The organism is Hydrogenophaga sp. NFH-34 (genome assembly GCF_021401345.1).
Classification (GTDB): domain Bacteria; phylum Pseudomonadota; class Gammaproteobacteria; order Burkholderiales; family Burkholderiaceae_C; genus Hydrogenophaga; species Hydrogenophaga electricum.
On the sequence record NZ_JACBGE010000003.1, the window covers coordinates 161,480 to 182,197 of the forward strand.

The window sequence follows — 20,718 nt, forward strand, 5'->3', positions numbered from 1 at the left end:
GGCTTCCGGCGTCGCCGCCGGGGCCAGCCGGAGAAAAATCAGTCGATGTAGCGCAGGCCAGCCGCAGCCAGCGGCTCGCGCATCTTGTACATGTCCAGACCCAGCACGCCCGAAGCCAGCTTCTCGCGCTTCTCGCCTTCGAAGCTCTCGCGCTTCTGGGCCGCAGCGAGCGTCTCGACCGCCCGGGCGGCGGGCACGCAGACCACGCCGTCGTCGTCGGCCACGATCACGTCACCCGGCGTCACATAGGCGCCAGCGCAGACGATGGGAATGTTCACCGAGCCCAGCGTCGCCTTGATCGTGCCCTTGGACGAGATGTAGCGGCTCCAGACCGGGAAGTTCATCTCCTTGAGCGTCTTCACGTCGCGCACACCGGCTTCGATGATCAGCGCCCGCGCACCACGCGCCTGGAAACTGGTGGCCAGCAGATCGCCGAAATAGCCGTCGCTGCACTCGGCCGTGACCGTGGCGACGACGATGTCTCCCGGCTGGATCTGCTCGGCCGCCACGTGCATCATCCAGTTGTCGCCCGGTTGCAGAAGCACCGTGACGGCGGTGCCCGACACCTGCACACCGGTCTGGATCGGCCGCATGTAGGGCTTCATCAAGCCAACGCGGCCCATGGCTTCATGCACCGTGGCAGAACCGAGCGCGGCCAGCGCCTCGGCGGTCGCGCGGTCGGCGCGCTGGATGTGGCGGTAAACGACACCGAGTTCGTACATGTTTGTATCTCCTTGACTGAGCGGCCTGCGGTGCGCGTGCGTTTTGCTTCGTGTCCCCCGCCCGCTTCGCGGACTCCTCCTTGACCTACGCAAAACGCACACCCACCGCATGCCTTGTGGGTGTGCCTACAAATTACCTGCCTTGGGATTTCAGGCGGGCGTCCAGGCGCGGGAACACGCGGCGCACGTTGCCTTCGTACACCTGGTAGCGCTGGGCGTCGCTCAGATTGCCGGTGGCCTGCACGTAGCGCTTGGTGTCGTCGTAGTAGCTGCCGGTCTCCGGGTCGATGCCACGCACGGCGCCGATCATTTCGGAGGCGAAAAGGATGTTGTCGACCGGGATCACCTTGGTCAGCAGGTCGATGCCCGGCTGGTGGTACACGCAGGTGTCGAAGAAGATGTTCTTGAGCAGGTGTTCGCTCAACAACGGCTTCTTCATCTCCTGCGCCAGACCGCGGTAACGGCCCCAGTGGTAGGGCGCGGCGCCACCGCCGTGGGGGATGATGAAGCGCAGCGTCGGGAAGTCCTTGAACAGGTCGCCCTGGATGAGCTGCATGATGGCCGTGGTGTCGGCGTTGATGTAGTGCGCGCCCGTGGTGTGGAAGCACGCATTGCAGCTGGTGCTCACGTGGATCATGGCCGGCACGTCGTACTCGACCATCTTTTCATAGATGGGGTACCAGTGGCGGTCGGTCAGCGGCGGGTTGGTCCAGTGGCCGCCCGAAGGATCGGGGTTGAGGTTGATGCCGACGTTGCCGTATTCCTTGATGCATTTCTCCATCTCGGGAATGCAGGTGGCAGGGTCGACGCCCGGGCTCTGCGGCAGCATGGCCACTGGCACGAAATTGTCGGGGAACAACTGGCTCACGCGGTAGCACAGCTCGTTGCAGATGGCGGCCCAGGTGCTGGACACGTTGAAATCGCCGATGTGGTGGGCCATGAAGCTGGCGCGCGGCGAGAACAGGGTGATGTCGGAGCCGCGCTCCTTCATGAGCCGCAACTGGTTGGCCTCGATGGACTCGCGCAGTTCGTCGTCGCTGATCTTCAGATCGCTGACCTTGGGCATGGCGGCCGGGTCCTTGATCCCGGCAATCTGCTGGTTGCGCCAGTTTTCCAGCGCCTTGGGGGCCGTCGTGTAGTGGCCGTGGCAATCGATGATCAGGGGTTGTGACTGACTCATGGTGGCTCCTCTTGAAGCCTCGGATTGTGGCCGGCACGACCAAAGGAACCAACCGTGTTCACCCGCTATCAGCTAGAACAGATGTTTATATCTATGATGCAGTTATTCGCGAGCAGCCTGAGGCGGTGGTCATGGACCTGAAACAACTCGAATACTTCGTCCGCGTGGCCGAGTTGGGCAGCTTCACCCGGGCGGCGGTGGCCCTGAACGTGGCCCAGCCCGCTTTGTCGCGCCAGATCCGGCTGCTGGAAGTGGAGCTGCGGCAGAACCTGCTGCTGCGCAACGGCCGCGGCGCCACCCCCACCGACGCCGGCAAGCTGCTGCTGGCCCACGGACGCGGCATCCTGCACCAGGTCGAACGCGCCAAGGAAGAACTCGGCCGGGTGCGCGGTGCGCTGGCGGGCCATGTGGCCATCGGCCTGCCCCCGAGCCTGGCGCGGGTGCTCACCGTGCCGCTGACCCGCCTGTTCCGCGAACAGCTGCCCGAAGCCAGCCTGTCCATCACCGAAGGCCTGTCGGCCACCATGCAGGAATGGCTGATCACCGGGCGGCTGGATCTGGCCGTTCTCTACAACGCCCAGCCCGTGCCCGAAATCGAGATCGCGCCGCTGCTGGACGAGGAAATCTGGCTGGTGCAGCCGCGCCCGCCCGGCCTGGCCGAGGACCCGCCGCCGCCGCCGCTGCCGCTGGCCGAGGTGGCCCGCCTGCCGCTGGTGATTCCCAGCCGACCGAACGCGCTGCGCATGCACGTCGAAACCGAGATGGCGGCCATCGGCTGCCGCCCTCAGGTGAGCCTGGAAATCGACGGCGTCTCGGCCATCCTGGATCTGGTGGCCGAGGGCATGGGCGCTGCGCTGCTGTCGGCCAACGCCGTGGCCAGCTCGATCCGGCCTTCGGCCTACCGGCTGCGCCGCATCGATCCGCCGCTGCGCACCCGCCTGAGCCTGGCCACCAGTTCACAACGGCCGGCCACGCTGACGCAGGAAGCGGCACAGCGCCTGATCCATGAAGCCCTGGCCCGCCTGGGCCAGGCCGCCTAGAACCGGCTCAGCCCAGCCAGCCGCTGCCGTGCTGCAGCAGCCACAACAATCCACTGAGCGAGAAGAAGGCGGCCAGCGTCGTGACCAGCAGCGCCGCCGAAGCCAGCCCGGCGTGGCCGTGGCGCTGCGCCAGGATGGCGTAGATGCCAAACATCGGCAGCGCGCAGGTCAGCACCAAGGCCTGGCGCAGCGCGGGGTCCGCCACCGGCACCACCCACCACAGCAGGCCCAGCATCAGCAGCGGGTGCAGCACCAGCTTGCCCAGGGCAATCCCGACGATCTGACCGCCCGTGCCGGATGGCGCCTTGAGCCCCACCAGGCTGCCGCCGATGACGAACAGCGACAGCGCGCCACTGGCCTGGGCGAACAGGGTGACGGTGCGCGACAGCGCCGAAGGCAGTGCCAACCCTGCGAGCGAAACGAGTGTGCCCGCCACGATGGCGATGATCATCGGATTGCGCAGCACCCCCTTGAGCGCCTGCGCCACCGAACGGCGCCAGTCGCCCTGGCCATCACCATCCAGATCTGTCAGCGCCAGCAGCAAGGGAATGATCAGCAGGTTTTCGACCACCATGTTCAGCGCCAGGCTCACGCCCGCCGTGGAGGCGCCGAGGGTCAGCAGCGCCACCGGGTAGCCGACGAAACCGCTGTTCGGGCATGTCATGCCCATGGCCACCGTGCCGGCGAGGCTCATGCTGCTGCGCTGCCCGAAACGCATCCAGACGAACCCGATGGTCAGCACCGCCAGGTTGGCCAGCGTGTAGGCCAGCAGGTAGGGGCCGTTGAAGATTTCGGCCACGGTGCGCTGGGACAGCGCGTTGAACAGCAGCGCTGGCAGCGCCAGGTTGATCACGAACTTGCCGAACACCCGCATGTCGGCAGGCGCAAACAGGCCGGCACGGGTGGTCGCGTAGCCCGCCAGGATGCACAGGTAGATCGGGCCGGTGATGGCCAGGATATCGAGCATGATCGGTCAGCCCCTCAGTCGGCCGACCCTGCCGGGCGCGCCGCCAGCAGGGCATCGGCGTAGGCCTGCCAGGGCGGGTTCGGCCCCAGGTCGGCGAAGTGCCCGGCCTGGGCCTGTCCGGCCATCCAGTCGTGTTTGTCCGCAATGGCCGATGCCATGAACGGCTCGAAGCCCGCTTCGCACACGGTGTTGGCCGCTTCGCGCATCTCCTCGGCACGCCGGCGGCCGTGCTGCGCCACCCGGCTGAAGAAGTAGGCGCCCTGCTTCGTCCAGTCGATGCCGGGAAAGGTCTCCTGCAGCGTGGCGATCATGGCGTCTTCGACCCCGTACTGGCGGGCGGCGGTGTAGCTCTCGATGACCAGCGCCTCCAGGCCTTTGATCATCACGCTGCGGCACATCTTGGTGGCCGACGCCACGCCCAGGCGCTCGCTGGTCACCCGCGTATCCATGCCCAGCCGGGCCAGCACCGGTTGCAAGCCCGGCGCGTGCGCCCCACCCAGCAGCATGGGCACGCGGATGCCATAAGGCGGTACCGAGGTCATGACCCCAGCCTCCACATAGCGCCCACCTGCCGCATCGATGAGGGCGGCCGCCTGTTGCTTGGTACCCGGCGACGCGGAGTTCAGGTCCAGGAAGTGGCAGCCGGGACGGATGTGCGGCGCCACCGCCTGCGCGACGGCCAGCGTGCTCGACGCCGTGACGGCCGAAATCAGCAGATCCGCCTGCGCGCACAACTCGGCCACGCTGCCACAAGCGTGCACGCCGGCCGATGCGGCGTGTGCCAGCGCTTCACCGGACGACGCGGGCTCGGCGAACTTGAGGTCCCAGGCCCCGGTCCAGGCCACCCCGTCGCGCAGGCCGGCCGAGAACACGCGCCCGACCTCGCCATAGCCGATCAGGCCCAGGCGCAGACTGTCCATGGTCAAACTCCCCAAAGTGCAGTGCACCGGCCGGACGCGGGATGGCGCCTGGCCGGTGGTAGGTGGTCAGTCGGGTGTCACTGCTTCGGAATGCCCGAGCGCTCGATGACCGCGCCCCAGCGGCGGATGTCGGCGGCCAGCAGTTCGGCGGCCTGCTCCGGCGTGCCGCCGGCCGGGTCGATATTGAGGTTGCGCAGCTTCTGTTGCACCTCGGGATTGGCCAGCGCGGCGTTGATGTCCTTGTTGAGACGCTCGATCACGGCACGTGGCGTTTTCGCCGGTGCGGCAAAGGCGTTCCACGACGAGGCCACAAACCCCTTGACGCCCTGCTCTTCGGCCGTCGGCACATCGGGCAGCGCGGTCGAACGCTTCTTGCCCGTGACCGCCAGCGCGCGGAACGCCCCCGACTTGATGTGGGTGAGCGCGGGCGCGAGGATTTCGACCCCGGCGTCGACCTGCTTGCCGCGCAGTGCGCCGATGAGCGCGGGCGTGCCGTTGAAGGGCACCACCTGCACGTTCATGTCAGCGCTGGACTTGAACAGCTCGGCCGCCAGGTGCTGGGTGCTGCCGATGTTGATGCTGCCGAGATTGAGTTTGTCCGGGTGTGCCTTGGCATAGCCCACCAGTTCGCCCAGAGTCTTGAAAGGCGACTCGGCCGGCACCAGGACCGCGATGTCGAAGGTGCCCAGAATCGCGACCGGGGTGAAGTCGCGCACCGTGTCGTACGGCAGGGTCTTGAACAGGCCCGCCGTGACGGCCGTGCCGTTGGACATGAGGAACAGGGTATGGCCATCGGGCTCGGCGCGCGCGACCGTCTCGGCAGCCACCACGCCACCGGCGCCCGGCCGGTTGTCGATGGTGACCGGCTGGCCCAGCGACTTGCTCAGTTCGGCCGCGACGATGCGCGCCGTCAGGTCACCCACGCCGCCAGCGCCGAACGGCACCACCACCCGCAGAGGTTTGGTCGGAAAGGCCTGGGCCCAGGTGGCCGGCGCGACGAGCACGCCCGGCAGCACCAGGGCGGCGGCCAGCAGTTGGCGACGAACGGAACGGAAAGAAGTCATGCTTTGTCTCCTGTGGAAAGGCTGCTGGCCATGTTGCGGGGCCACGAAAAAGGCCCGCGATCGTTCGCGGGCCTGCTGTCTGTCATGCGCGCAGGCCCATCACAGGCGCAGCACGAACAGGGTGATCGACGGGAAGAGCACCAGGATCGCCGTGCGCACCATGTCGCTGACCACGAAGGGCATGACGGCCCGGTAGGTGTGTGTGATGGGGACGTCCTTGGCCATGGAGTTGATCACGAACAGGTTCATCCCCACCGGTGGCGTGATGAGCCCGACCTCCACCACGATGAGCACCAGGATGCCGAACCAGATCGCCAGCTCTTCCGGCGGCAGGCCGAAATCGAGGTGGGAGATGATCGGGTAGAACACCGGAATGGTCAGCAGGATCATGGACAGGGAGTCCATGAAGCAGCCCAGGATGATGTAGAGCACCAGAATCGCCACCAGCACCAGCAACGGGCTCAGCCCCCAGCCGGCCACCGTGGTGGCCGCTTCCTGCGGCAGCTGGGACAGCGCCAGGAAGGTGTTGTAGACACCGGCCCCCAGCACGATCATGTAGATCATCCCGGAAGCGATCGCGGTGCCAATCACCGCCCCGAGCAGGGTCTTGCGGTTCAGGCCGCCACCCGCCCAGGCCGCAATGCCGGTGCTGAAAGCGCCGATGGCCGCGCCTTCGGTCGGCGTGAAGATGCCGGTGTAAATACCGCCGACCACCACCAGGAAGATGACGATCACGGGCCAGGTGCGGACCGTGGCGGCGATGCGCTCTTTCATCGGCAGCGGCTTCATCGTGCCCATTTCTTCGGGCTTCCACCGCGCATAAATGGCAATCACGATCATGTAGCCAATCGCCGCCAGGATGCCGGGCACGAAGGCGGCCAGGAACAGCTTGGCGATGTTCTGCTCGGTCAGGATGGCGTAGATCACCAGCACCACCGACGGCGGAATCAGAATGCCCAGCGTCCCCCCGGCCGCCAGGCAGGCGGTGGAGATGCCCCCGGCATAGCCGGCGCGCTTGAGTTCGGGCAGGGCCACCTGCCCCATCGTGGCCGCCGTGGCCAGCGAGGAACCGCAGATCGCGCCAAAGCCGGCACAGGCGCCCACGGCCGCCATGGCCACGCCGCCTTTGCGGTGACCGATCCAGGCTTCCGCCGCCTTGAACAGCGCCTGCGACAAGCCGCCCAGTGCGGCAAACTGCCCCATCAGCAGGAACAGCGGGATGACCGACAGGTTGTAGTTGGCGAAGGTGGTGAACGTGACCTGCTTGAACTGATTCAGTAGCGGATCGATGCTGCCGTAGACCATCCACGCGCCGCCCACGCCGCACAGCAGCATGGACAGACCGATCGGTACGCGGATGAAGATCAGCAGCAGCATGATCGGGAAAGACCACAGGGCCATCTCGATGGTGCTCATGTCTCGGATTCCTTAGGTTTCTTGTTGTGGTTGTGGATCAATGAGCCACCTGGCTCTCGGAATCCCAGCCCTTGGGCTCGGAGGCCAGGCCCAGCTGCACCAGCGTCTTGGCCGCGTAGCAGAGACAGCCGATCACGGCGCCAACCATGCACAGGGCATAGGCCCACCAGATCGGCATCTGCAGGATGAACGTGGTTTCCAGGTATTCCTTCTTCTCCAGCATGCCGTCCCAGAGCTTCCAGGTCAGCACCAGCCAGATCGCGAGCATCAGCAGATCGCTGACGATCACCACCGAGCGCTGCGCCCACTTGGGCATGTGCATGTAGAGCAGATCCACCGTGGCGTGCCCACCGCGCAGATAGCACAGGGGCAGGAAGAAAAAGACCGCCACACCGACCCCGACTTCCACCAGTTCGAAGTCGCCCGGCACGGGCCCGAGGCCCAGCCCGATCAGGGCCCGCCCCGCCACGCTGGCCACCACCATCAGGGTCAGCACCAGCAGCACCACGCCGCCCGCAATCGCGGTCCAGCTCGCAAGTCGATATATCCAGCCAATCATCCTCGGGTCCTTTGTCATGTGGCAGGTGAGCCTGCCTGCTTTGCATTGTCTCTCAACGGGGCACTGACAGGCTTAAGGAACAGGGCCGGTCAGAATTTCATATACATGAATGAGTTTACCAATGGAGAATACTCACCTCCACCGCAAAAACCCCAATAGTTTTGGTTCATAACCAATTGCAGGCACCCTGGCGATGCGACGCCGGCGGAACAGACGATGGCCTGCACGCGGTGCAGGCCATCGGTTCGGGGTGCGATCAGGCGTGCTGGGCGATCGCGGCACGCGCCTCGGCCACCAGCTTGGCACCATCGATGCCCTTGGCCTTGACTTCCTTGATCCAGTCGGATTCCACCGCCGAAGCGGTCCGGCGCCAGCGCTGCGTTTCGGCCGCATCAAGCGCCACGATGCGGTTGCCGGCCTTCGTGGCCAGTTCCAGGCCGATCTTGTCGCCCTCGTCCATGGCTTTGCCAAAGAGCGCGGCCGCTTCGATGCCGGCGTTGGCGTCGATGACCTTCTTCAGATCATCGGGCAGCTTTTCGTAGGAACCGCGGTTCATCACGAAGGCAAAGGTCTGCGTGAACAGGCCGTCCTTGCCGGCAAAGCTGGTGTGGTTCTTGACCAGCTCGGTGATCTTGATGGAGGGCGCCACTTCCCAGGGAATGGTGGCACCGTCGATCACCCCCTTGGACAGGGCTTCGGTCACGGCCGGCACGGGCAGACCAACCGGCGTCGCGCCGAGTTTGACCAGCATGTTGTTGATGATGCGCGAGCCCCCGCGGATCTTCATGCCGCGCAGGCTTTCCAGACCGGCAATCGGCTGCTTGGTGTGGAACAGGCCGGGGCCGTGCGTGTGCGCGGCCAGCAGCTTGACGCTGCGGAACTCGTCGGCAGCGTTCTTTTCGATGTAGGCGTGGAAGGCCCGGGAAGACGACTCCGCACCCCCGCACATGAAGGGCAACTCGAACACTTCGGCCTTGTTGAAACGGCCCGGGGTGTAGCCGAGCACGGTCCACGCCAGATCCACCACACCGTCCTTGGCCTGGTCGAACAGCTGCGGCGGCGTGCCGCCCATCTGCATGGCGTGGAAAAGCTGGATCTTGAGACGGCCACCCGACTCGGCTTCCACCTTGCGCGCCCAGGGCACGAGGGCACGCGAAGGAATCGGCGCCTGCGGCGGCAGGAACTGGTGCAGGCGCAGCGTGACCGTCTGCTGGGCAGCGACGGTACCCGATGCCACGGAAGCGGCGGTAGCGCCCAGCGTCAGCAGGGCGTGGCGACGGTTCATGGAAGGCATGTTCTGGAACTCCAATGGAAAAACGGGCAGACTGTGCCCGCCCAGCCCCCGACTGCCCAGTGCCCGCCGACACTTTCAGCTATAACAATTGAGCATAAAACAACGCCTCCGATGCGCTGCATCAGGCCCGGCGCCCGGGCCAGCGTGGCTGCCGGGCAGCGAACGTGGGCGGCGAGACCCCACCCATCTCATGTCACCGACGCGACAGATCAACCCGACTGCTGGGCGATGAGTGCCCGCGCCTCGGCCACGAGCTTGGCGCCGTCCAGCCCCTTGCCACGGACTTCGTTGATCCAGTCGGTCTCCACCGTGGCAGCGGTGCGACGCCAGCGCTGGGTCTCGGCCACATCCAGCGCCACGATCTGGTTACCGGCCTTGACCGCCAGTTCGCGCCCGACGCGGTCCCCGTCGTCCATCGCCTTGCCGAACAGCGCTGCGGCAGCGACACCCGAATGGGCGTCGATGACCTTTTTCAGGTCGGCAGGCAGGCGCTCGTAAGCAGCGCGGTTCATCGAGAAGGCAAAGGTCTGCGTGTACAGCCCTTCCTTGCCCGCGAAGGTGGTGTGGTTCTTCACCAGTTCGGTGACCTTCAGCGACGGTGTGACCTCCCAAGGAATCGTCGTTCCGTCGATCACGCCCTTGGACAGCGCTTCGGTCACCGCAGGCACCGGCATGCCCACCGGCGTCGCCCCCAGCTTGGTCAGCATGTTGTTGATGATGCGCGAGCCACCCCGGATCTTCATGCCGCGCAGGCTCTCCAGACCGGTCACCGGCTGCTTGGTGTGGAACAGCCCCGGACCGTGGGTGTGCACGCAGATCAGCTTGACGTCCTTGAATTCGTCAGGCGCGAACTTCTCCACATACATCTGCAGGGCCTTGGACGACTGCTCGGCCGAACCGCTCATGAACGGCAGCTCGAACACCTCGGTCTTCGGAAAGCGGCCCGGCGTGTAGCCCAGCACCGTCCAGGTCAGGTCGACCACCCCGTCCTTGGCCTGATCGAACAGTTGCGGTGGCGCACCCCCCAGCTGCATCGCATGAAACAGCTGGATCTTGAGTCGGCCGCCGGACTCGGCTTCCACCTTCTGGGCCCAGGGCACGATGGCCCGCGCAGGAATGGTCGCCTGCGGGGGCAGCATCTGGTGCAACCGCAAGGTGGTGCCGGCCTGGGCCATCGCGCCGGCAGGCAGTGCACCAGCGGCCCAGGCGCCCAGCGCACCCAGGGCGGTCCGTCGTTTCATCACCGTCATCTCTGTCTCCTTGAAGAATACCGGGCAGAGGACCCACGCTCTGCCAGGGCAGCCTGCACTGTAAACACCCTGACGGACTTGCGCTCGCCCGCAAGGGGGGCGCTCAGGGTAATCCATAGGCAACAAAAAGCCGCCCGCAGGCGGCTCTCTGTCACCCGGTGGACAGGCGCCTTATTTGGCGTACTTGTCCATGAGTGCGCGGGCTTCCGAAGCGAGCTTGGCGCCGTCGATGCCCTTGCCCTTGACTTCGTTGATCCAGTCGGACTCGACCGACGAAGCGGTGCGCTTCCAGCGCTGGACTTCGGCCACGTCGAGTTCGGTGATCTTGTTGCCGCCCTTGATCGCAAGGTCACGCCCCACCTTGTCGCCCTCGTCCATGGCCTTGCCGAAATCGGCCGCCAGGCTCATGCCCGAGTTGTTGTCGATGACCTTCTTCAGATCGGCCGGCAGCTTGCTGTAAGCCGCCTTGTTCATCGACAACGCAAAGGTCGTCACGTACAGGCCATTGCCGCCGGCGAACGTGGTGTGGTTCTTGACCAGCTCGTTCACCTTCAGGGACGGCCCCACTTCCCAGGGGATCGTGGTGCCGTCGAGCACGCCCTTGGACAGCGCTTCGGTCACAGCCGGCACGGGCATGCCCACGGGCGTGGCACCCAGCTTGACCAGCATGTTGTTCACGATGCGCGTTCCGCCGCGGATCTTCATGCCACGCAGGCTTTCCAGGCCGGTGATCGGCTGCTTGGTGTGGAACAGACCGGGCCCGTGGGTGTGCACGGTCAGCAGGTGCACATCCTTGAATTCATCCTGTGCGTAGGCCTGCACATAGGCCCAGAGCGCCTTGGAAGAGGCTTCGGAAGACAGGCCGGTGATGAACGGCAGCTCGAACACCTCGGTCTTCATGAACCGCCCCGGTGTGTAGCCCAGCACAGTCCAGGTGATGTCGGCAACGCCATCGCGTGCCTGGTCGAACAGTTGCGGCGGCGTTCCCCCCAGCTGCATGGCACTGAACATCTGGATCTTGATGCGGCCGTTCGATTCGGCTTCGATCTTCTTGATCCAGGGGGTGATGGCCTTGGCCGGAATGGTGGCTTGCGGCGGCAGGAACTGGTGCAAACGCAGGGTCACTTCCTGCGCCCAGCCACTCACGCACGCGGTGGCCGTCAAGGCAAGAACGCCAAGCTGGCGCTTCATGTTGGCAATCACTGAAATCTCCTGAAACGTTGCTGAGGGATCCTGCGGCCGTGCCCGGATGGCAGAGCCTTGCAGATCGGTATTTAGTTATTCTCTATAACAATCAAACAAAGTTGACCAGTGTTTACCCTGAGTTTCGACACACCGCGACCCGGACACACCTGCCCCCAACCAGGCACCGCTGCAGGGGGTGGCGCTACGTTTTCTCACAGGGAAGCCGTGTGGGCGCACTGTCGGTAGCGCGCAGGGCAGCCTGCCTCAGAACAACTCAGAACAAGAACGATCTGCCACAGCTCAAAGTCCCCGCAGACCAACGCCCGCGGCGGTAGGCGCTCTGCCCCATTCGTGCGCAGGAACGCCCGGACAGGCAAAAGCCTCCCGCGCGGCCAGGGCGACCTGAGTTGCGCGGGAGGAGGGATGGGTGGGTTACCCGAGCGCCGCGCGGCGCTTGAGCACAACAGGCTTGCCGCCAAGCCGATGCCGGCTCACCCAATGCGCCAGCGCGGAGTCGAGGTGCTGGGTGTGCGCCGGAAACCAGGCCCCCAGCTCCCGCGCCAGCGCGCGCACCAGCGGCCGGTTGCCGTCTGCCAGCCGCTGTCGAACCTCCAGCACCGAGCTCATGACGGCCGCGTGTTCATCCAGATGGCATTGCCGGGGCGGAAAGTCGGTGCGGCGCATCATCTCGGCCTCGGCCTCGAAATGCGCCGTCAGGTGGGCGATGAAACGATCGAACACCGTGGCCAACTGTGCGTCTTCAGCCGCCAGCAGTTGCCCCAGCAGCGTCGCACATTCCTGATGGCAGGCGTCCATGCCGTCATGGCCGAGCAACCAGTCGTCGGTCCATTGCAGGGCGGGCGCCAGGCCAGCAGTTTCGGCCAGTGCGCTCATGCGGTATGCCCTCCCGCCGAAACGCTGGCACCCCACGCCGCCAGCACCGCCGCCATGGCGGTGGCTTCGGTCGGTGCGGCCCCCTGCACCCGGGAGGCCGTGCGCGAAAAGCGGGGCGCCGGTGCCGGCTGACGCACGCCGTCAATGTCGATCACCGCCTGCCGGGCCCTCTGGTGGGGATGCGCCTGTGCCTCGGACAACGACAGCACCGGCGTGACGCACGCATCCGTGTGTTCAAACCTGGTGGTCCATTCGTCGCGTGTGCGCTGCCGAAACGCCGCTTCCATCGCGGATCGCATGGCGGGCCAGCGGGCACGGTCGTTCTGGGCGTCTTTGAAGCCGTCGTCGAGGCCCAGGCCCTCCACCAGCAAGGCAAAAAAAGGCGGTTCGATCGGCCCCACGCACACATGGCGTGCATCCGCAGTCTCGTACACCCCGTAAAAGGGCGCCCCGCCGTCCAACAGGTTGTTGCCCCTCGCCTCGGTAAACTGCCCCCGGGCAGAGGCGGCGAAGAACTGCGTCATCAGCGACAGGGTACCATCGGTGATGGCCGCATCCACCACCTGTCCCACGCCGGAGCGCTGGCGCTCCAGCAAGGCGGCCAGCACGCCCACCACCAGGTACAGGCTGCCACCACCATAGTCACCGACCAGGTTGAGCGGCGGGACGGGCGCGCCGCCCCGGGGACCGATGGCATGCAGGGCACCACTCAGTCCGATGTAGTTGATGTCGTGCCCGGCACGCTGCGACAGGGGGCCGTCCTGCCCCCACCCGGTCATGCGCGCATAGACCAGCCCGGGATGGGTGTCCTGGAAAACCTCGGGTCCCAGGCCCAGGCGCTCCATCACGCCCGGACGAAAGCCCTCCACCAGCACGTCGGCGCTCTGCACCAGGGAAACGACCTGCTCGCGCTGGATCGCCTCCTTCAGGTCGGCCTGCACCACGCGGCGTCCACGGCCCGCAATGTGGCGCGGGCCGGCCAGCCGCTGGCCCGGACGGTCTACCGTCACCACGTCGGCGCCCATGTCCGACAGCAGCATGCAGGCAAAAGGTGCGGGCCCGAGACCGGCAAACTCCACCACACGCACCCCCTGCAAAGGGCCTCCTGCCGCTTGGCGGGTTTCTTTCATGAGTGAGTTCTTTCTGTGTCCGCACCCGTTTCGGTGGCGGTTGGCCGGCTCGCCGCAGCGTGTGTCGCCGCGCGATAGCCGAAGGTGATCGCGGGCCCCAGCGTGATCCCCGGCCCCGGATAGGTGCCACGCATCACGGAAGCCATGTCGTTGCCCACCGCATACAGGCCTGCGATGGGTTGTTCTTCCGCGTTCAGCACCCGCCCATGCGCGTCGCACGACAGGCCGGTGCTGCTGGCGGCATCGGCCTGCCAGATCGCCAGGGCGCAGAACGGTCCGTCCTGGATGGGGGCCAGGCAGGGGTTGGGGCCATGTGCTGCGTCGCCGTTGAAGCGGTTCAGCACGGACCTGCCTTTGCCCCAGTCGGTATCGGTGCCATTGCGAGCCAGCGCGTTGAACCGCTCCACGGTCGCGCGCAGCGTGGCGGCCGGGATGCCCATCTGCGCGGCCAGCCCGTCCAGCGTCTCGGCAGACAGCAGGTACCCCTGCTCGCGGTAGCGTCTCAGCCGGCGGGTGCCCGGCGGAATGACGCCCAGCCCATAGCGCTGCACGAACCGCGCGTCGCACACAAGGTGGGCCGGGGCACCGGGACCTGGCGGTTGGCGCCACAGCGCTTCGGCGAAGTGGTGGTAGGAATCCGCCTCGTTGGTGAAGCGATCCCCGGCCCGGTTGACGGCAATGAGACCCGGTTTGGCGCGGTCGAGATACAGGTGCGGAAAGAGGCGATGGCCGCCATCGGCGGTCGGCACCCGCGAAACCGGCTGCCAGAAGTAACCCCCTTCGTGCGCATCGATGTGGGCCCCGAGGGATGCGGCGCTGCGCACCCCTTCTCCCAGGTTGGCAGGCGCCACAAGGGAAGGCGAAACGCCCGCTTCGCTCGGGCCGAACTGGCGGCGCCAGGCTTCGTCACGTCCAAGCCCCCCACAGGCCAGCACCACCCCGCAACGGGCCGTCAGCGACAGCGGCCCCTCATCGGTCAGCAACTCCACGCCCACCACGCGCCCCTCGACCTGACGCAGCGCCTGCATCCGGCTGCGATAGAGCACCGGGACACCGGCCTCCTGCAGGCTGGCCAGGAACCGTGCCACCAGCGCATTGCCCATCACCAGCCGCGTGCCCCGGGAATGTGTCAGGCGGTCGACTGCATGGCGGGTCACGAGTTTGGCGACATGCAGAAAATGCCGCCAGTGCCGGTACCGACCGATGAGGGCCTGCACATCGGCCTTGCCCACCATCATGCCGCCCAGCACCATGAAGTCGGGCAACGGCGGGCGCACCCGGCGAAAGTCATCACCGAGCAGGCGGCCGTCATAAGGCACCGCCGCCACGGCCCGCCCTTCGGTGGCGGCCCCCTCGCTGATCAGGTAGTCGGGATGCAGACCGGCCGCAGCGAAGCGCACCTGTGTGTGCCGCGCCAGAAAATCCACCGCGTCCGCGGCGCTCTCCAGAAAGGCCGCCCGCAGCCCCCGCGGATCGTGCGCCCCGATCACGGCATCCAGATAGGTGCGCGCCCGAGCCACCGAGTCTGCCGTCCCCAGCGCCTGGGACGCCCGGTTGCCCGGCACCCACAGCGTGCCGGCGGAAAACGCCGTCGTGCCGCCGGCGAAATCGGAGGCCTCGCACAACAGGACATCCAGCCCCCGGTGCGCGGCACACAGGGCGGTGGCCATGCCACCCGCCCCCGCGCCCACCACGATCAGGTCGTAGGCCGACTTGCTCGCCATGGTCAGGCCGCTTTCCAGTGCAACAGGCTGTAGACGGGAAACGCCTGCCGATGGTGTTCGTAAACCCCCTCGACCTGCGCGCCGATCACCACCTCCTGCAAGGGATCGCCCAGCAGATTGCCCACCATGCGCACATGGCCGACATGGGGCAACTCCACCAGCACCGCCAGATAGGGACCGTGGTCACGAAGCGCGGTGTGCGCCGGGTGCCACACCCGCTCCCAGCTGTAGATGCGCCCCTTTGGCGGCACCTCGTTCCAGCCCAGGTCGAAGCTGTGGCAACGGTGACACAACCATTCAGGCCCATGCTGCCAGGTACCGCAATGCGTGCAACGCTGCACCAAAAGACGTTCTTCGGTCAGACCCTGCCAGAACGGGGCCGACAGGCCGTCCGGCTCCGCGACCGGAATGGGCAAACCTTCGGGCAGGTAGAAAGGGGACGGGGTTTCAGCTTGCGGATTCACAACACACTCTCCTGGCCCAGCAGCAGGCTGCTGACCGGTGACACCATGGGACCGCCGATCACCAGCGCCACCTGGTTGCGCACGGCCTGGCTCGTGGACGTTCCCCGGACTTGGCGCACGGCTTCCAGCACGAGCTCAAAACCGTGCATGTAGCACTCCGCCAGGTTGCCGCCACTGGTGTTCAGCGGCAAGCGGCCATGCGGGGCCAGCAGGTTGTCGAGTTGCAGCACCTCGTTGGCCTCCTCCGCCTCGAAAAGCCCATGCTCGATCAGGGCCATGAGCACGCCCCCTGTGAAGTTCTCGTAGCTCTGCACCACGCCGACTTCCGACGGCGCAACCTGGGCCATCGCAAACAGGTCGGGCGCGACGGTCTTGAAACTGGCGCTCGCGTAGTCCGGTGCGTTGTGGGGGTGCGCACCAGCCCGGTAGCCGGACCCGGATGCGGCGCCGAGCAGATAGGCGGGCGTCTGCCGCGCATCCCTCGCCCGCTCAGCCTGCACCATCACCACCGCGGCGGCCCCGTCGTTTTCCATGCAGCAGTCGTACAGATGCAAGGGTTCGACGATCCAGCGGGATTCGTCATAGGTCTTCGTGTCCAGCGGGCGGCCGTGCATCACCGCGCGCGGGTTGGCCTGCGCATGGTGGTAGGACGCCATGGCAATGGCACGCAGCGCCGACTGCCCGATGCCATGATCGTGCATGAAGCGGCGAATGCGCATGGCAAAACGTTGCGGGGGAGCCAGCACCCCGTAGGGCATCAGGTAGGCACGCTCCCCCGATATCTGCTCGATGCCGGTCGTGCGACCGAACCGACCGTATTGCCCCTGGGCCAGCGAACGGAAGGCCACCACACATTCGGCCATGCCCGACTCGATCGCGGCCGCACCGTTGGCCACGGCGGCACAGCAGCCCCCACCGCCACCGCCCCACTGCATCGTGGCCGACCGCAGCCGCCTGATCCCCAGGGCCGCCGCCAGCCGGGTGGCATCGCTGCGGTCGTCGCTGAACGAAGCAAACCCGTCGATGTCCCTGGGATGGATACCCGCGTCTTCGCAGGCGGCCAGAATCGCCTTCACCGCCAGCTTGAATTCGGCATCGGGTGAGCGGCCATGCTTGTAGTACGCCGTCTCGCCGATACCGACGATCGCCACCCGCCCCCGCAAACTCCGAGGGCTCATGCTGCGGCCACCGGATGCTGGGGACCGAAAGCACCTTCGGCGGCCAGCGCCTCGATGTCGTCCGCGCTTCGGCCCAGCAACGCGGCCAGCACCTCGTGCGTGTGCTGACCCACCCGGGGCGCGGCCTGCGGGTCGGCCAGAGGCGTACCGCTGTACCGGATCGGCGAGGCCACGTTGGGCAGCCAGCCTTGATCGGGATGGGGAATGCGGGTGACCAGTTCGCGCTCACGCGCCTCGGGCGATCGAATCGCCTCGCCCACGGTCCGGACCTCGCCGCAGGGCACGCCCGCACTGCGCATCCGCTGTTGCCAGTACACCCAGGGCTGCTGTTCAAAGGCCGCCTGCAAGCGTTCGAACAGCTCGTCCCGGCAAGCCGTGCGGCCTTTGCCGGAGGCGAACCGGGGATCGGCCGCCACCTCGGGCTGCCCCACGACCTGCGCCATCAGGCGCTGGAAGATCTTGTTGTTGCCGCAGTTGATGTAGAAAGAACGGTCCTGCGCCCTGAATACCCCCGAGGGGCAGGTGTCGGGGCTCGTGTTGCCATGCCGCTGCGGTTCGGCACCGCTGAACAAGTGCTGCAAGGTGGCGTACCCGGTCATCAGCACCGCGGTGTCAAACAGCGCCACCTCGATGGCCTGTCCTTCGCCCGTGTGCGTCCGGGCGTACAACGCGCCCAGTATCGCGTTGGCGGCCATCATGGCGGTGCTGATGTCCATCACCGGCGAGAGCGCCCGGACACCTTCGCGGTCGGCATAACCGTTCATGGACACGAAACCGCTTTCAGCCTGCGCCACCGGGTCGAAGCCCAGCCGGTCCTTGAAAGCGCCGGTCCGGCCATACGCCGAGACGGAGCAGTAGATCAGCCGGGGATTGAGGCGCCGGCACGCCTCGTAGTCCAGGCCGAACCGATCCATGACCCCGGTTGAAAAATTCTCGACCACGATGTCGGCACCGGCCACCAGTTCGCGGGCAATCCGCAGACCCGCCTCGCTCTTGAGGTCGAGCGCAATGCTGCGCTTGTTGCGGTTGCTCCAGACGAAGGGCGCACCGGCCTCCAGCGCAGGCGCCACCGGCGGGTACTGCCGAAAATCGTCCCCTTTGCCCGGTGCCTCGATTTTGATGACGTCCGCCCCCATGTCGCCCAGGATCATGGTCGCGAAGGGGCCGGCGATGAAGTGGGTGAAATCGACAATCCGGACCCCTTCCAGCGCCTTGGGGCGGTTGGCGGGACGGGGCTGGTGCGGGGGCAGGTCTGCTTCAATGCCAGGATTCATGGTTGGCTGCGCGGGATGGTTGCCGAAAGAAGCGGTCACAGTTCGATCTTGTGTTTGACGACGATAGGTCGCCACTGCTCGAGTTCTGCGCGGATGATCTGCGTCAGCTCCTGGGGCGTGCTGCCCTTGGGCTCGACGTGCCGGCTCACAAAGAACTGGCGGACATCGGGCCGGCTGAGCGCCTGCGCCACCGCCGCATTCAGCCGCGCCACGATGGCATCGGGGGTGCCCTTGGGGGCCAGAAGCCCGAACCATGCACTGGTCTGGAAGCCCGGCACGTCCTTCGCAACCGTGGGCAAGCCCTCTACCACGGGTGTCGGCTGCGCCGTTCCCACGGCCAGGTACTTCACCCGCCCGGTGGCCAGCATCGCACCACCGTCAAGCCCGGTGACAAACGCAGCCTGGATCTCGCCACCCAGAAAGGCGGTGAGCATGGGGGCGCCGCCCTTGTAGGGAATGTGCTGCAACTGCACACCGGCCAGTTCGTTGAAGTACTCGCCGGTGAGGTGCGACAGCGACCCCGGGCCCACCGAGCCATAGTTGAACTTGCCGGGATTGGCGCGTGCCAGCGCCAGGAACTCTTTGACGTTGTTGGCCGGGGTGTTCGAGGGCACAGCCAGCATCATCGGGGTGATGGCCACTGTGGAAATCGGTTTCAGATCGGTCAGAACGTCGTACGGCAGCTTGCGCATCAGCGACCCCACGGCATTCGGTCCGGTGTTGCCGAACACCAGGGTGTAGCCATCCGGCTCCGCGCGCACCACCGCTTCGGTACCGATGGCGCCACCGGCGCCGGCGCGGTTGTCGATGATCACCGGCTGGCCCAGGATCTCGCTCAACGGCTGCTGGATCACGCGCGCCATCTGATCGGTCGAACCCCCAGCGGCATACGGCACAACGACCTTGATGGGCCGCGCGGGATAGGTCTGCGCCAGTGCAGAAGCGGTCAGGCCCAGAACCCCGGCCGCGAGCAGCCAGGTACGAACGAGGGTTTTCTTGATCATGGTTGTCTCCTTTTGTGTGGTGAAGATGGCGGCTGAGGGCCGCCATCGCTCAGGGGGCGTAGCCGAAATCCTTGCCGACTTCGGCCTTCATGTGCTCAGCCCCTTCCTGGGTCCAGTCCGCGCCCGCCGGAATCGTCAGCGACACCGCGCGCAGCATGAACAGATCGGGATTGGTGGACGACGGTGGGCGAGTGCCTTCGTGAAGCAGCTTCCGGCTCGCGTCGAGCAGCATCCGGCGCGTGCGTGCAATGCCGGTGTCGCTCAGGCCGAGGTGTTCTTTCGAACGGTCGTAGATGGTGGCAACGCCCGACTGGCATGCAGCGTCCTGAACCCACAGCCCGGGCAGGCCCGAGTTGTATTTGTCGACCTGCAACTGGTAGCTGAACTGGTAGGCATTCCCGCGGTTGAACACGCTCCAGTAGGTGTGATAGGGATCCATGGGCGAACGCTTTTCGAACGATGCCTCCGAGGCATGCCCGGTTTCGCGCCCGCCATAGCCCTCCCGGAACACCTTCCGCGTCTTCTCGTATAACGGCTGTGCCGGGGTGTACGAGAACATCAGACACAGCGTGTGATGGTCGTCGATCGGCACCCACGCATGCCCCGAAAGATCGGGGTATTGGGCCTGGGGCGGCACGAACGTCCAGAACGGCAGCAGGAACTGGTTGACACGCACGTAGTTCTTGTCGTCCCCCACCTTGCGGCGGGCACCGATGCTCAGACCCGCGGCGTGTTGCACGCATTCGAAACTGGGCGCCAGATCCTGCGCCTGCTTCCATTGATTGATCGTGCCACCCACATCCACGCGGCCGTGCAGGATGGCGGCATGGGCTGAATCGATCTCGCCTTCAAGCGCCTGCAGCCAGTTGCACTCCTGCACGCGCATCGTCAGGGCCACCTGGTTTTCCGGCACCAGATTCCACTCGATGTTGGGCAAGGGTGGCAGGTTTTCGGTGTCGCCGCCCATGTATGTCCAGAGCACACCATTGCGCTCCTGCACCGGATAGGCCTTGATCTTCACGCGCGCCAGCATCGGCGAGTTGGCGGGCTCTGCGGGCATCTCGGTGCAGGCACCGCTCACGTCGAACTTCCATCCGTGATAGACGCACCGGATACCGTCCTGCTCGTTGCGCGCAAAGGCCATCGGCGATCCGCGGTGCGGGCACGCATGGTCCACCAGGCCGACCCGCCCGCTGCTGTCGCGGTACGCAATAAGGTCCTCGCCCAGCAGGCGCACACGGTACGGCTGGCCGTCTTCGGCGACGTCACGGGACAACAGGAAGGGGATCCAGAACTGGCGCATCAACTGCCCCATTTCCGTACCAGGCCCCACCCGTGTGATTCGCTGGTTGTCTTCTTGGCTCAGCATTTTCTCTCCTATAATGGTTCAACCATTGAGTTAATGTACCCGATTTCACCCCTCAGGACCTAGTGGTTTCCACGAATGCGCGAG

At 66.1% G+C, this 20,718-nt stretch carries 19 protein-coding genes; 1 reads left to right on the forward strand and 18 read right to left on the reverse strand.

The window, feature by feature from the left end:
• Positions 1 to 38 precede the first annotated feature (38 nt).
• On the reverse strand, positions 39 to 722 hold the full coding sequence (gene ligK / locus L0977_RS04190; RefSeq protein ID WP_234263489.1) for a 4-carboxy-4-hydroxy-2-oxoadipate aldolase/oxaloacetate decarboxylase: 684 nt from the start codon (positions 720 to 722) through the stop codon (positions 39 to 41).
• Positions 723 to 855: 133 nt separating this feature from the next.
• Positions 856 to 1,902, reverse strand: coding sequence for an amidohydrolase family protein (locus tag L0977_RS04195; RefSeq protein ID WP_234263490.1), 1,047 nt, complete (start codon positions 1,900 to 1,902; stop codon positions 856 to 858).
• 131 nt (positions 1,903 to 2,033) lie between these two features.
• On the opposite strand from L0977_RS04195, the gene L0977_RS04200 reads away from it, so the two are divergent.
• Positions 2,034 to 2,942, forward strand: coding sequence for a LysR substrate-binding domain-containing protein (locus L0977_RS04200; protein WP_234263491.1), 909 nt, complete (start codon positions 2,034 to 2,036; stop codon positions 2,940 to 2,942).
• Positions 2,943 to 2,949: 7 nt separating this feature from the next.
• Here the strand turns inward: L0977_RS04200 and L0977_RS04205 are convergent, their stop codons facing one another.
• The 16 genes from L0977_RS04205 to L0977_RS04280 form a co-directional block, all read right to left on the reverse strand.
• Positions 2,950 to 3,909, reverse strand: coding sequence for an AEC family transporter (locus tag L0977_RS04205; protein ID WP_234263492.1), 960 nt, complete (start codon positions 3,907 to 3,909; stop codon positions 2,950 to 2,952).
• 14 nt (positions 3,910 to 3,923) lie between these two features.
• The gene (locus L0977_RS04210) at positions 3,924 to 4,829 is read right to left on the reverse strand and encodes an NAD(P)-dependent oxidoreductase (protein ID WP_234263494.1); all 906 of its coding nucleotides are present in this window, start codon (positions 4,827 to 4,829) and stop codon (positions 3,924 to 3,926) included.
• Positions 4,830 to 4,906: 77 nt separating this feature from the next.
• Positions 4,907 to 5,893, reverse strand: coding sequence for a Bug family tripartite tricarboxylate transporter substrate binding protein (locus tag L0977_RS04215; protein WP_234263495.1), 987 nt, complete (start codon positions 5,891 to 5,893; stop codon positions 4,907 to 4,909).
• A 99-nt stretch (positions 5,894 to 5,992) separates the two neighbouring features.
• A complete protein-coding gene (locus L0977_RS04220; protein WP_234263496.1) occupies positions 5,993 to 7,309 on the reverse strand; it encodes a TRAP transporter large permease in 1,317 nt (438 codons plus the stop codon).
• Positions 7,310 to 7,346: 37 nt separating this feature from the next.
• On the reverse strand, positions 7,347 to 7,868 hold the full coding sequence (locus tag L0977_RS04225; RefSeq protein ID WP_234263497.1) for a TRAP transporter small permease: 522 nt from the start codon (positions 7,866 to 7,868) through the stop codon (positions 7,347 to 7,349).
• 256 nt (positions 7,869 to 8,124) lie between these two features.
• Complete coding sequence (locus L0977_RS04230; protein WP_234263498.1) at positions 8,125 to 9,162, reverse strand: TRAP transporter substrate-binding protein; 1,038 nt, start codon at positions 9,160 to 9,162, stop codon at positions 8,125 to 8,127.
• Positions 9,163 to 9,371: 209 nt separating this feature from the next.
• The gene (locus L0977_RS04235; protein WP_234263499.1) at positions 9,372 to 10,403 is read right to left on the reverse strand and encodes a TRAP transporter substrate-binding protein; all 1,032 of its coding nucleotides are present in this window, start codon (positions 10,401 to 10,403) and stop codon (positions 9,372 to 9,374) included.
• A gap of 180 nt (positions 10,404 to 10,583) precedes the next feature.
• The gene (locus L0977_RS04240; RefSeq protein ID WP_234263500.1) at positions 10,584 to 11,615 is read right to left on the reverse strand and encodes a TRAP transporter substrate-binding protein; all 1,032 of its coding nucleotides are present in this window, start codon (positions 11,613 to 11,615) and stop codon (positions 10,584 to 10,586) included.
• 414 nt (positions 11,616 to 12,029) lie between these two features.
• The gene (locus L0977_RS04245) at positions 12,030 to 12,491 is read right to left on the reverse strand and encodes a bacteriohemerythrin (protein WP_234263501.1); all 462 of its coding nucleotides are present in this window, start codon (positions 12,489 to 12,491) and stop codon (positions 12,030 to 12,032) included.
• Complete coding sequence (locus L0977_RS04250) at positions 12,488 to 13,621, reverse strand: CaiB/BaiF CoA transferase family protein (RefSeq protein WP_234263502.1); 1,134 nt, start codon at positions 13,619 to 13,621, stop codon at positions 12,488 to 12,490. Before L0977_RS04250 ends, L0977_RS04245 begins: the two co-directional genes overlap by 4 nt.
• Positions 13,618 to 15,345 carry an FAD-dependent oxidoreductase gene (locus L0977_RS04255; protein WP_234263504.1) on the reverse strand — a complete coding sequence of 576 codons (1,728 nt, stop codon included), beginning with the start codon at positions 15,343 to 15,345 and terminating at the stop codon, positions 13,618 to 13,620. The genes L0977_RS04250 and L0977_RS04255 overlap by 4 nt, the downstream gene beginning before the upstream one ends.
• Before the next feature lie 2 nt (positions 15,346 to 15,347).
• The gene (locus L0977_RS04260; RefSeq protein WP_234263505.1) at positions 15,348 to 15,809 is read right to left on the reverse strand and encodes a Zn-ribbon domain-containing OB-fold protein; all 462 of its coding nucleotides are present in this window, start codon (positions 15,807 to 15,809) and stop codon (positions 15,348 to 15,350) included.
• Positions 15,806 to 16,987: a thiolase C-terminal domain-containing protein gene (locus L0977_RS04265; protein WP_234263506.1), complete on the reverse strand. Its 1,182-nt coding sequence runs from the start codon at positions 16,985 to 16,987 to the stop codon at positions 15,806 to 15,808. Before L0977_RS04265 ends, L0977_RS04260 begins: the two co-directional genes overlap by 4 nt.
• Positions 16,984 to 18,261: a CaiB/BaiF CoA transferase family protein gene (locus L0977_RS04270; RefSeq protein ID WP_234263508.1), complete on the reverse strand. Its 1,278-nt coding sequence runs from the start codon at positions 18,259 to 18,261 to the stop codon at positions 16,984 to 16,986. Before L0977_RS04270 ends, L0977_RS04265 begins: the two co-directional genes overlap by 4 nt.
• Positions 18,262 to 18,296: 35 nt before the next feature.
• Positions 18,297 to 19,265, reverse strand: coding sequence for a Bug family tripartite tricarboxylate transporter substrate binding protein (locus L0977_RS04275; protein ID WP_234263510.1), 969 nt, complete (start codon positions 19,263 to 19,265; stop codon positions 18,297 to 18,299).
• A 49-nt stretch (positions 19,266 to 19,314) separates the two neighbouring features.
• Entirely contained in the window at positions 19,315 to 20,634 is a 1,320-nt protein-coding gene (locus tag L0977_RS04280; protein WP_234263512.1) for a Rieske 2Fe-2S domain-containing protein, read from the reverse strand.
• Positions 20,635 to 20,718 lie beyond the last annotated feature (84 nt).

Bases quoted from the DNA above. Each gene is read 5' to 3' on its own strand.
- ligK (WP_234263489.1), bottom strand. From the start codon at position 722: ATGTACGAACTCGGTGTCGTTTACCGCCACATCCAGCGCGCCGACCGC.
- L0977_RS04195 (WP_234263490.1), bottom strand. From the start codon at position 1,902: ATGAGTCAGTCACAACCCCTGATCATCGATTGCCACGGCCACTACACG.
- L0977_RS04200 (WP_234263491.1), top strand. From the start codon at position 2,034: ATGGACCTGAAACAACTCGAATACTTCGTCCGCGTGGCCGAGTTGGGC.
- L0977_RS04205 (WP_234263492.1), bottom strand. From the start codon at position 3,909: ATGCTCGATATCCTGGCCATCACCGGCCCGATCTACCTGTGCATCCTG.
- L0977_RS04210 (WP_234263494.1), bottom strand. From the start codon at position 4,829: ATGGACAGTCTGCGCCTGGGCCTGATCGGCTATGGCGAGGTCGGGCGC.
- L0977_RS04215 (WP_234263495.1), bottom strand. From the start codon at position 5,893: ATGACTTCTTTCCGTTCCGTTCGTCGCCAACTGCTGGCCGCCGCCCTG.
- L0977_RS04220 (WP_234263496.1), bottom strand. From the start codon at position 7,309: ATGAGCACCATCGAGATGGCCCTGTGGTCTTTCCCGATCATGCTGCTG.
- L0977_RS04225 (WP_234263497.1), bottom strand. From the start codon at position 7,868: ATGATTGGCTGGATATATCGACTTGCGAGCTGGACCGCGATTGCGGGC.
- L0977_RS04230 (WP_234263498.1), bottom strand. From the start codon at position 9,162: ATGCCTTCCATGAACCGTCGCCACGCCCTGCTGACGCTGGGCGCTACC.
- L0977_RS04235 (WP_234263499.1), bottom strand. From the start codon at position 10,403: ATGAAACGACGGACCGCCCTGGGTGCGCTGGGCGCCTGGGCCGCTGGT.
- L0977_RS04245 (WP_234263501.1), bottom strand. From the start codon at position 12,491: ATGAGCGCACTGGCCGAAACTGCTGGCCTGGCGCCCGCCCTGCAATGG.
- L0977_RS04250 (WP_234263502.1), bottom strand. From the start codon at position 13,621: ATGAAAGAAACCCGCCAAGCGGCAGGAGGCCCTTTGCAGGGGGTGCGT.
- L0977_RS04255 (WP_234263504.1), bottom strand. From the start codon at position 15,345: ATGGCGAGCAAGTCGGCCTACGACCTGATCGTGGTGGGCGCGGGGGCG.
- L0977_RS04265 (WP_234263506.1), bottom strand. From the start codon at position 16,987: ATGAGCCCTCGGAGTTTGCGGGGGCGGGTGGCGATCGTCGGTATCGGC.
- L0977_RS04270 (WP_234263508.1), bottom strand. From the start codon at position 18,261: ATGAATCCTGGCATTGAAGCAGACCTGCCCCCGCACCAGCCCCGTCCC.
- L0977_RS04275 (WP_234263510.1), bottom strand. From the start codon at position 19,265: ATGATCAAGAAAACCCTCGTTCGTACCTGGCTGCTCGCGGCCGGGGTT.
- L0977_RS04280 (WP_234263512.1), bottom strand. From the start codon at position 20,634: ATGCTGAGCCAAGAAGACAACCAGCGAATCACACGGGTGGGGCCTGGT.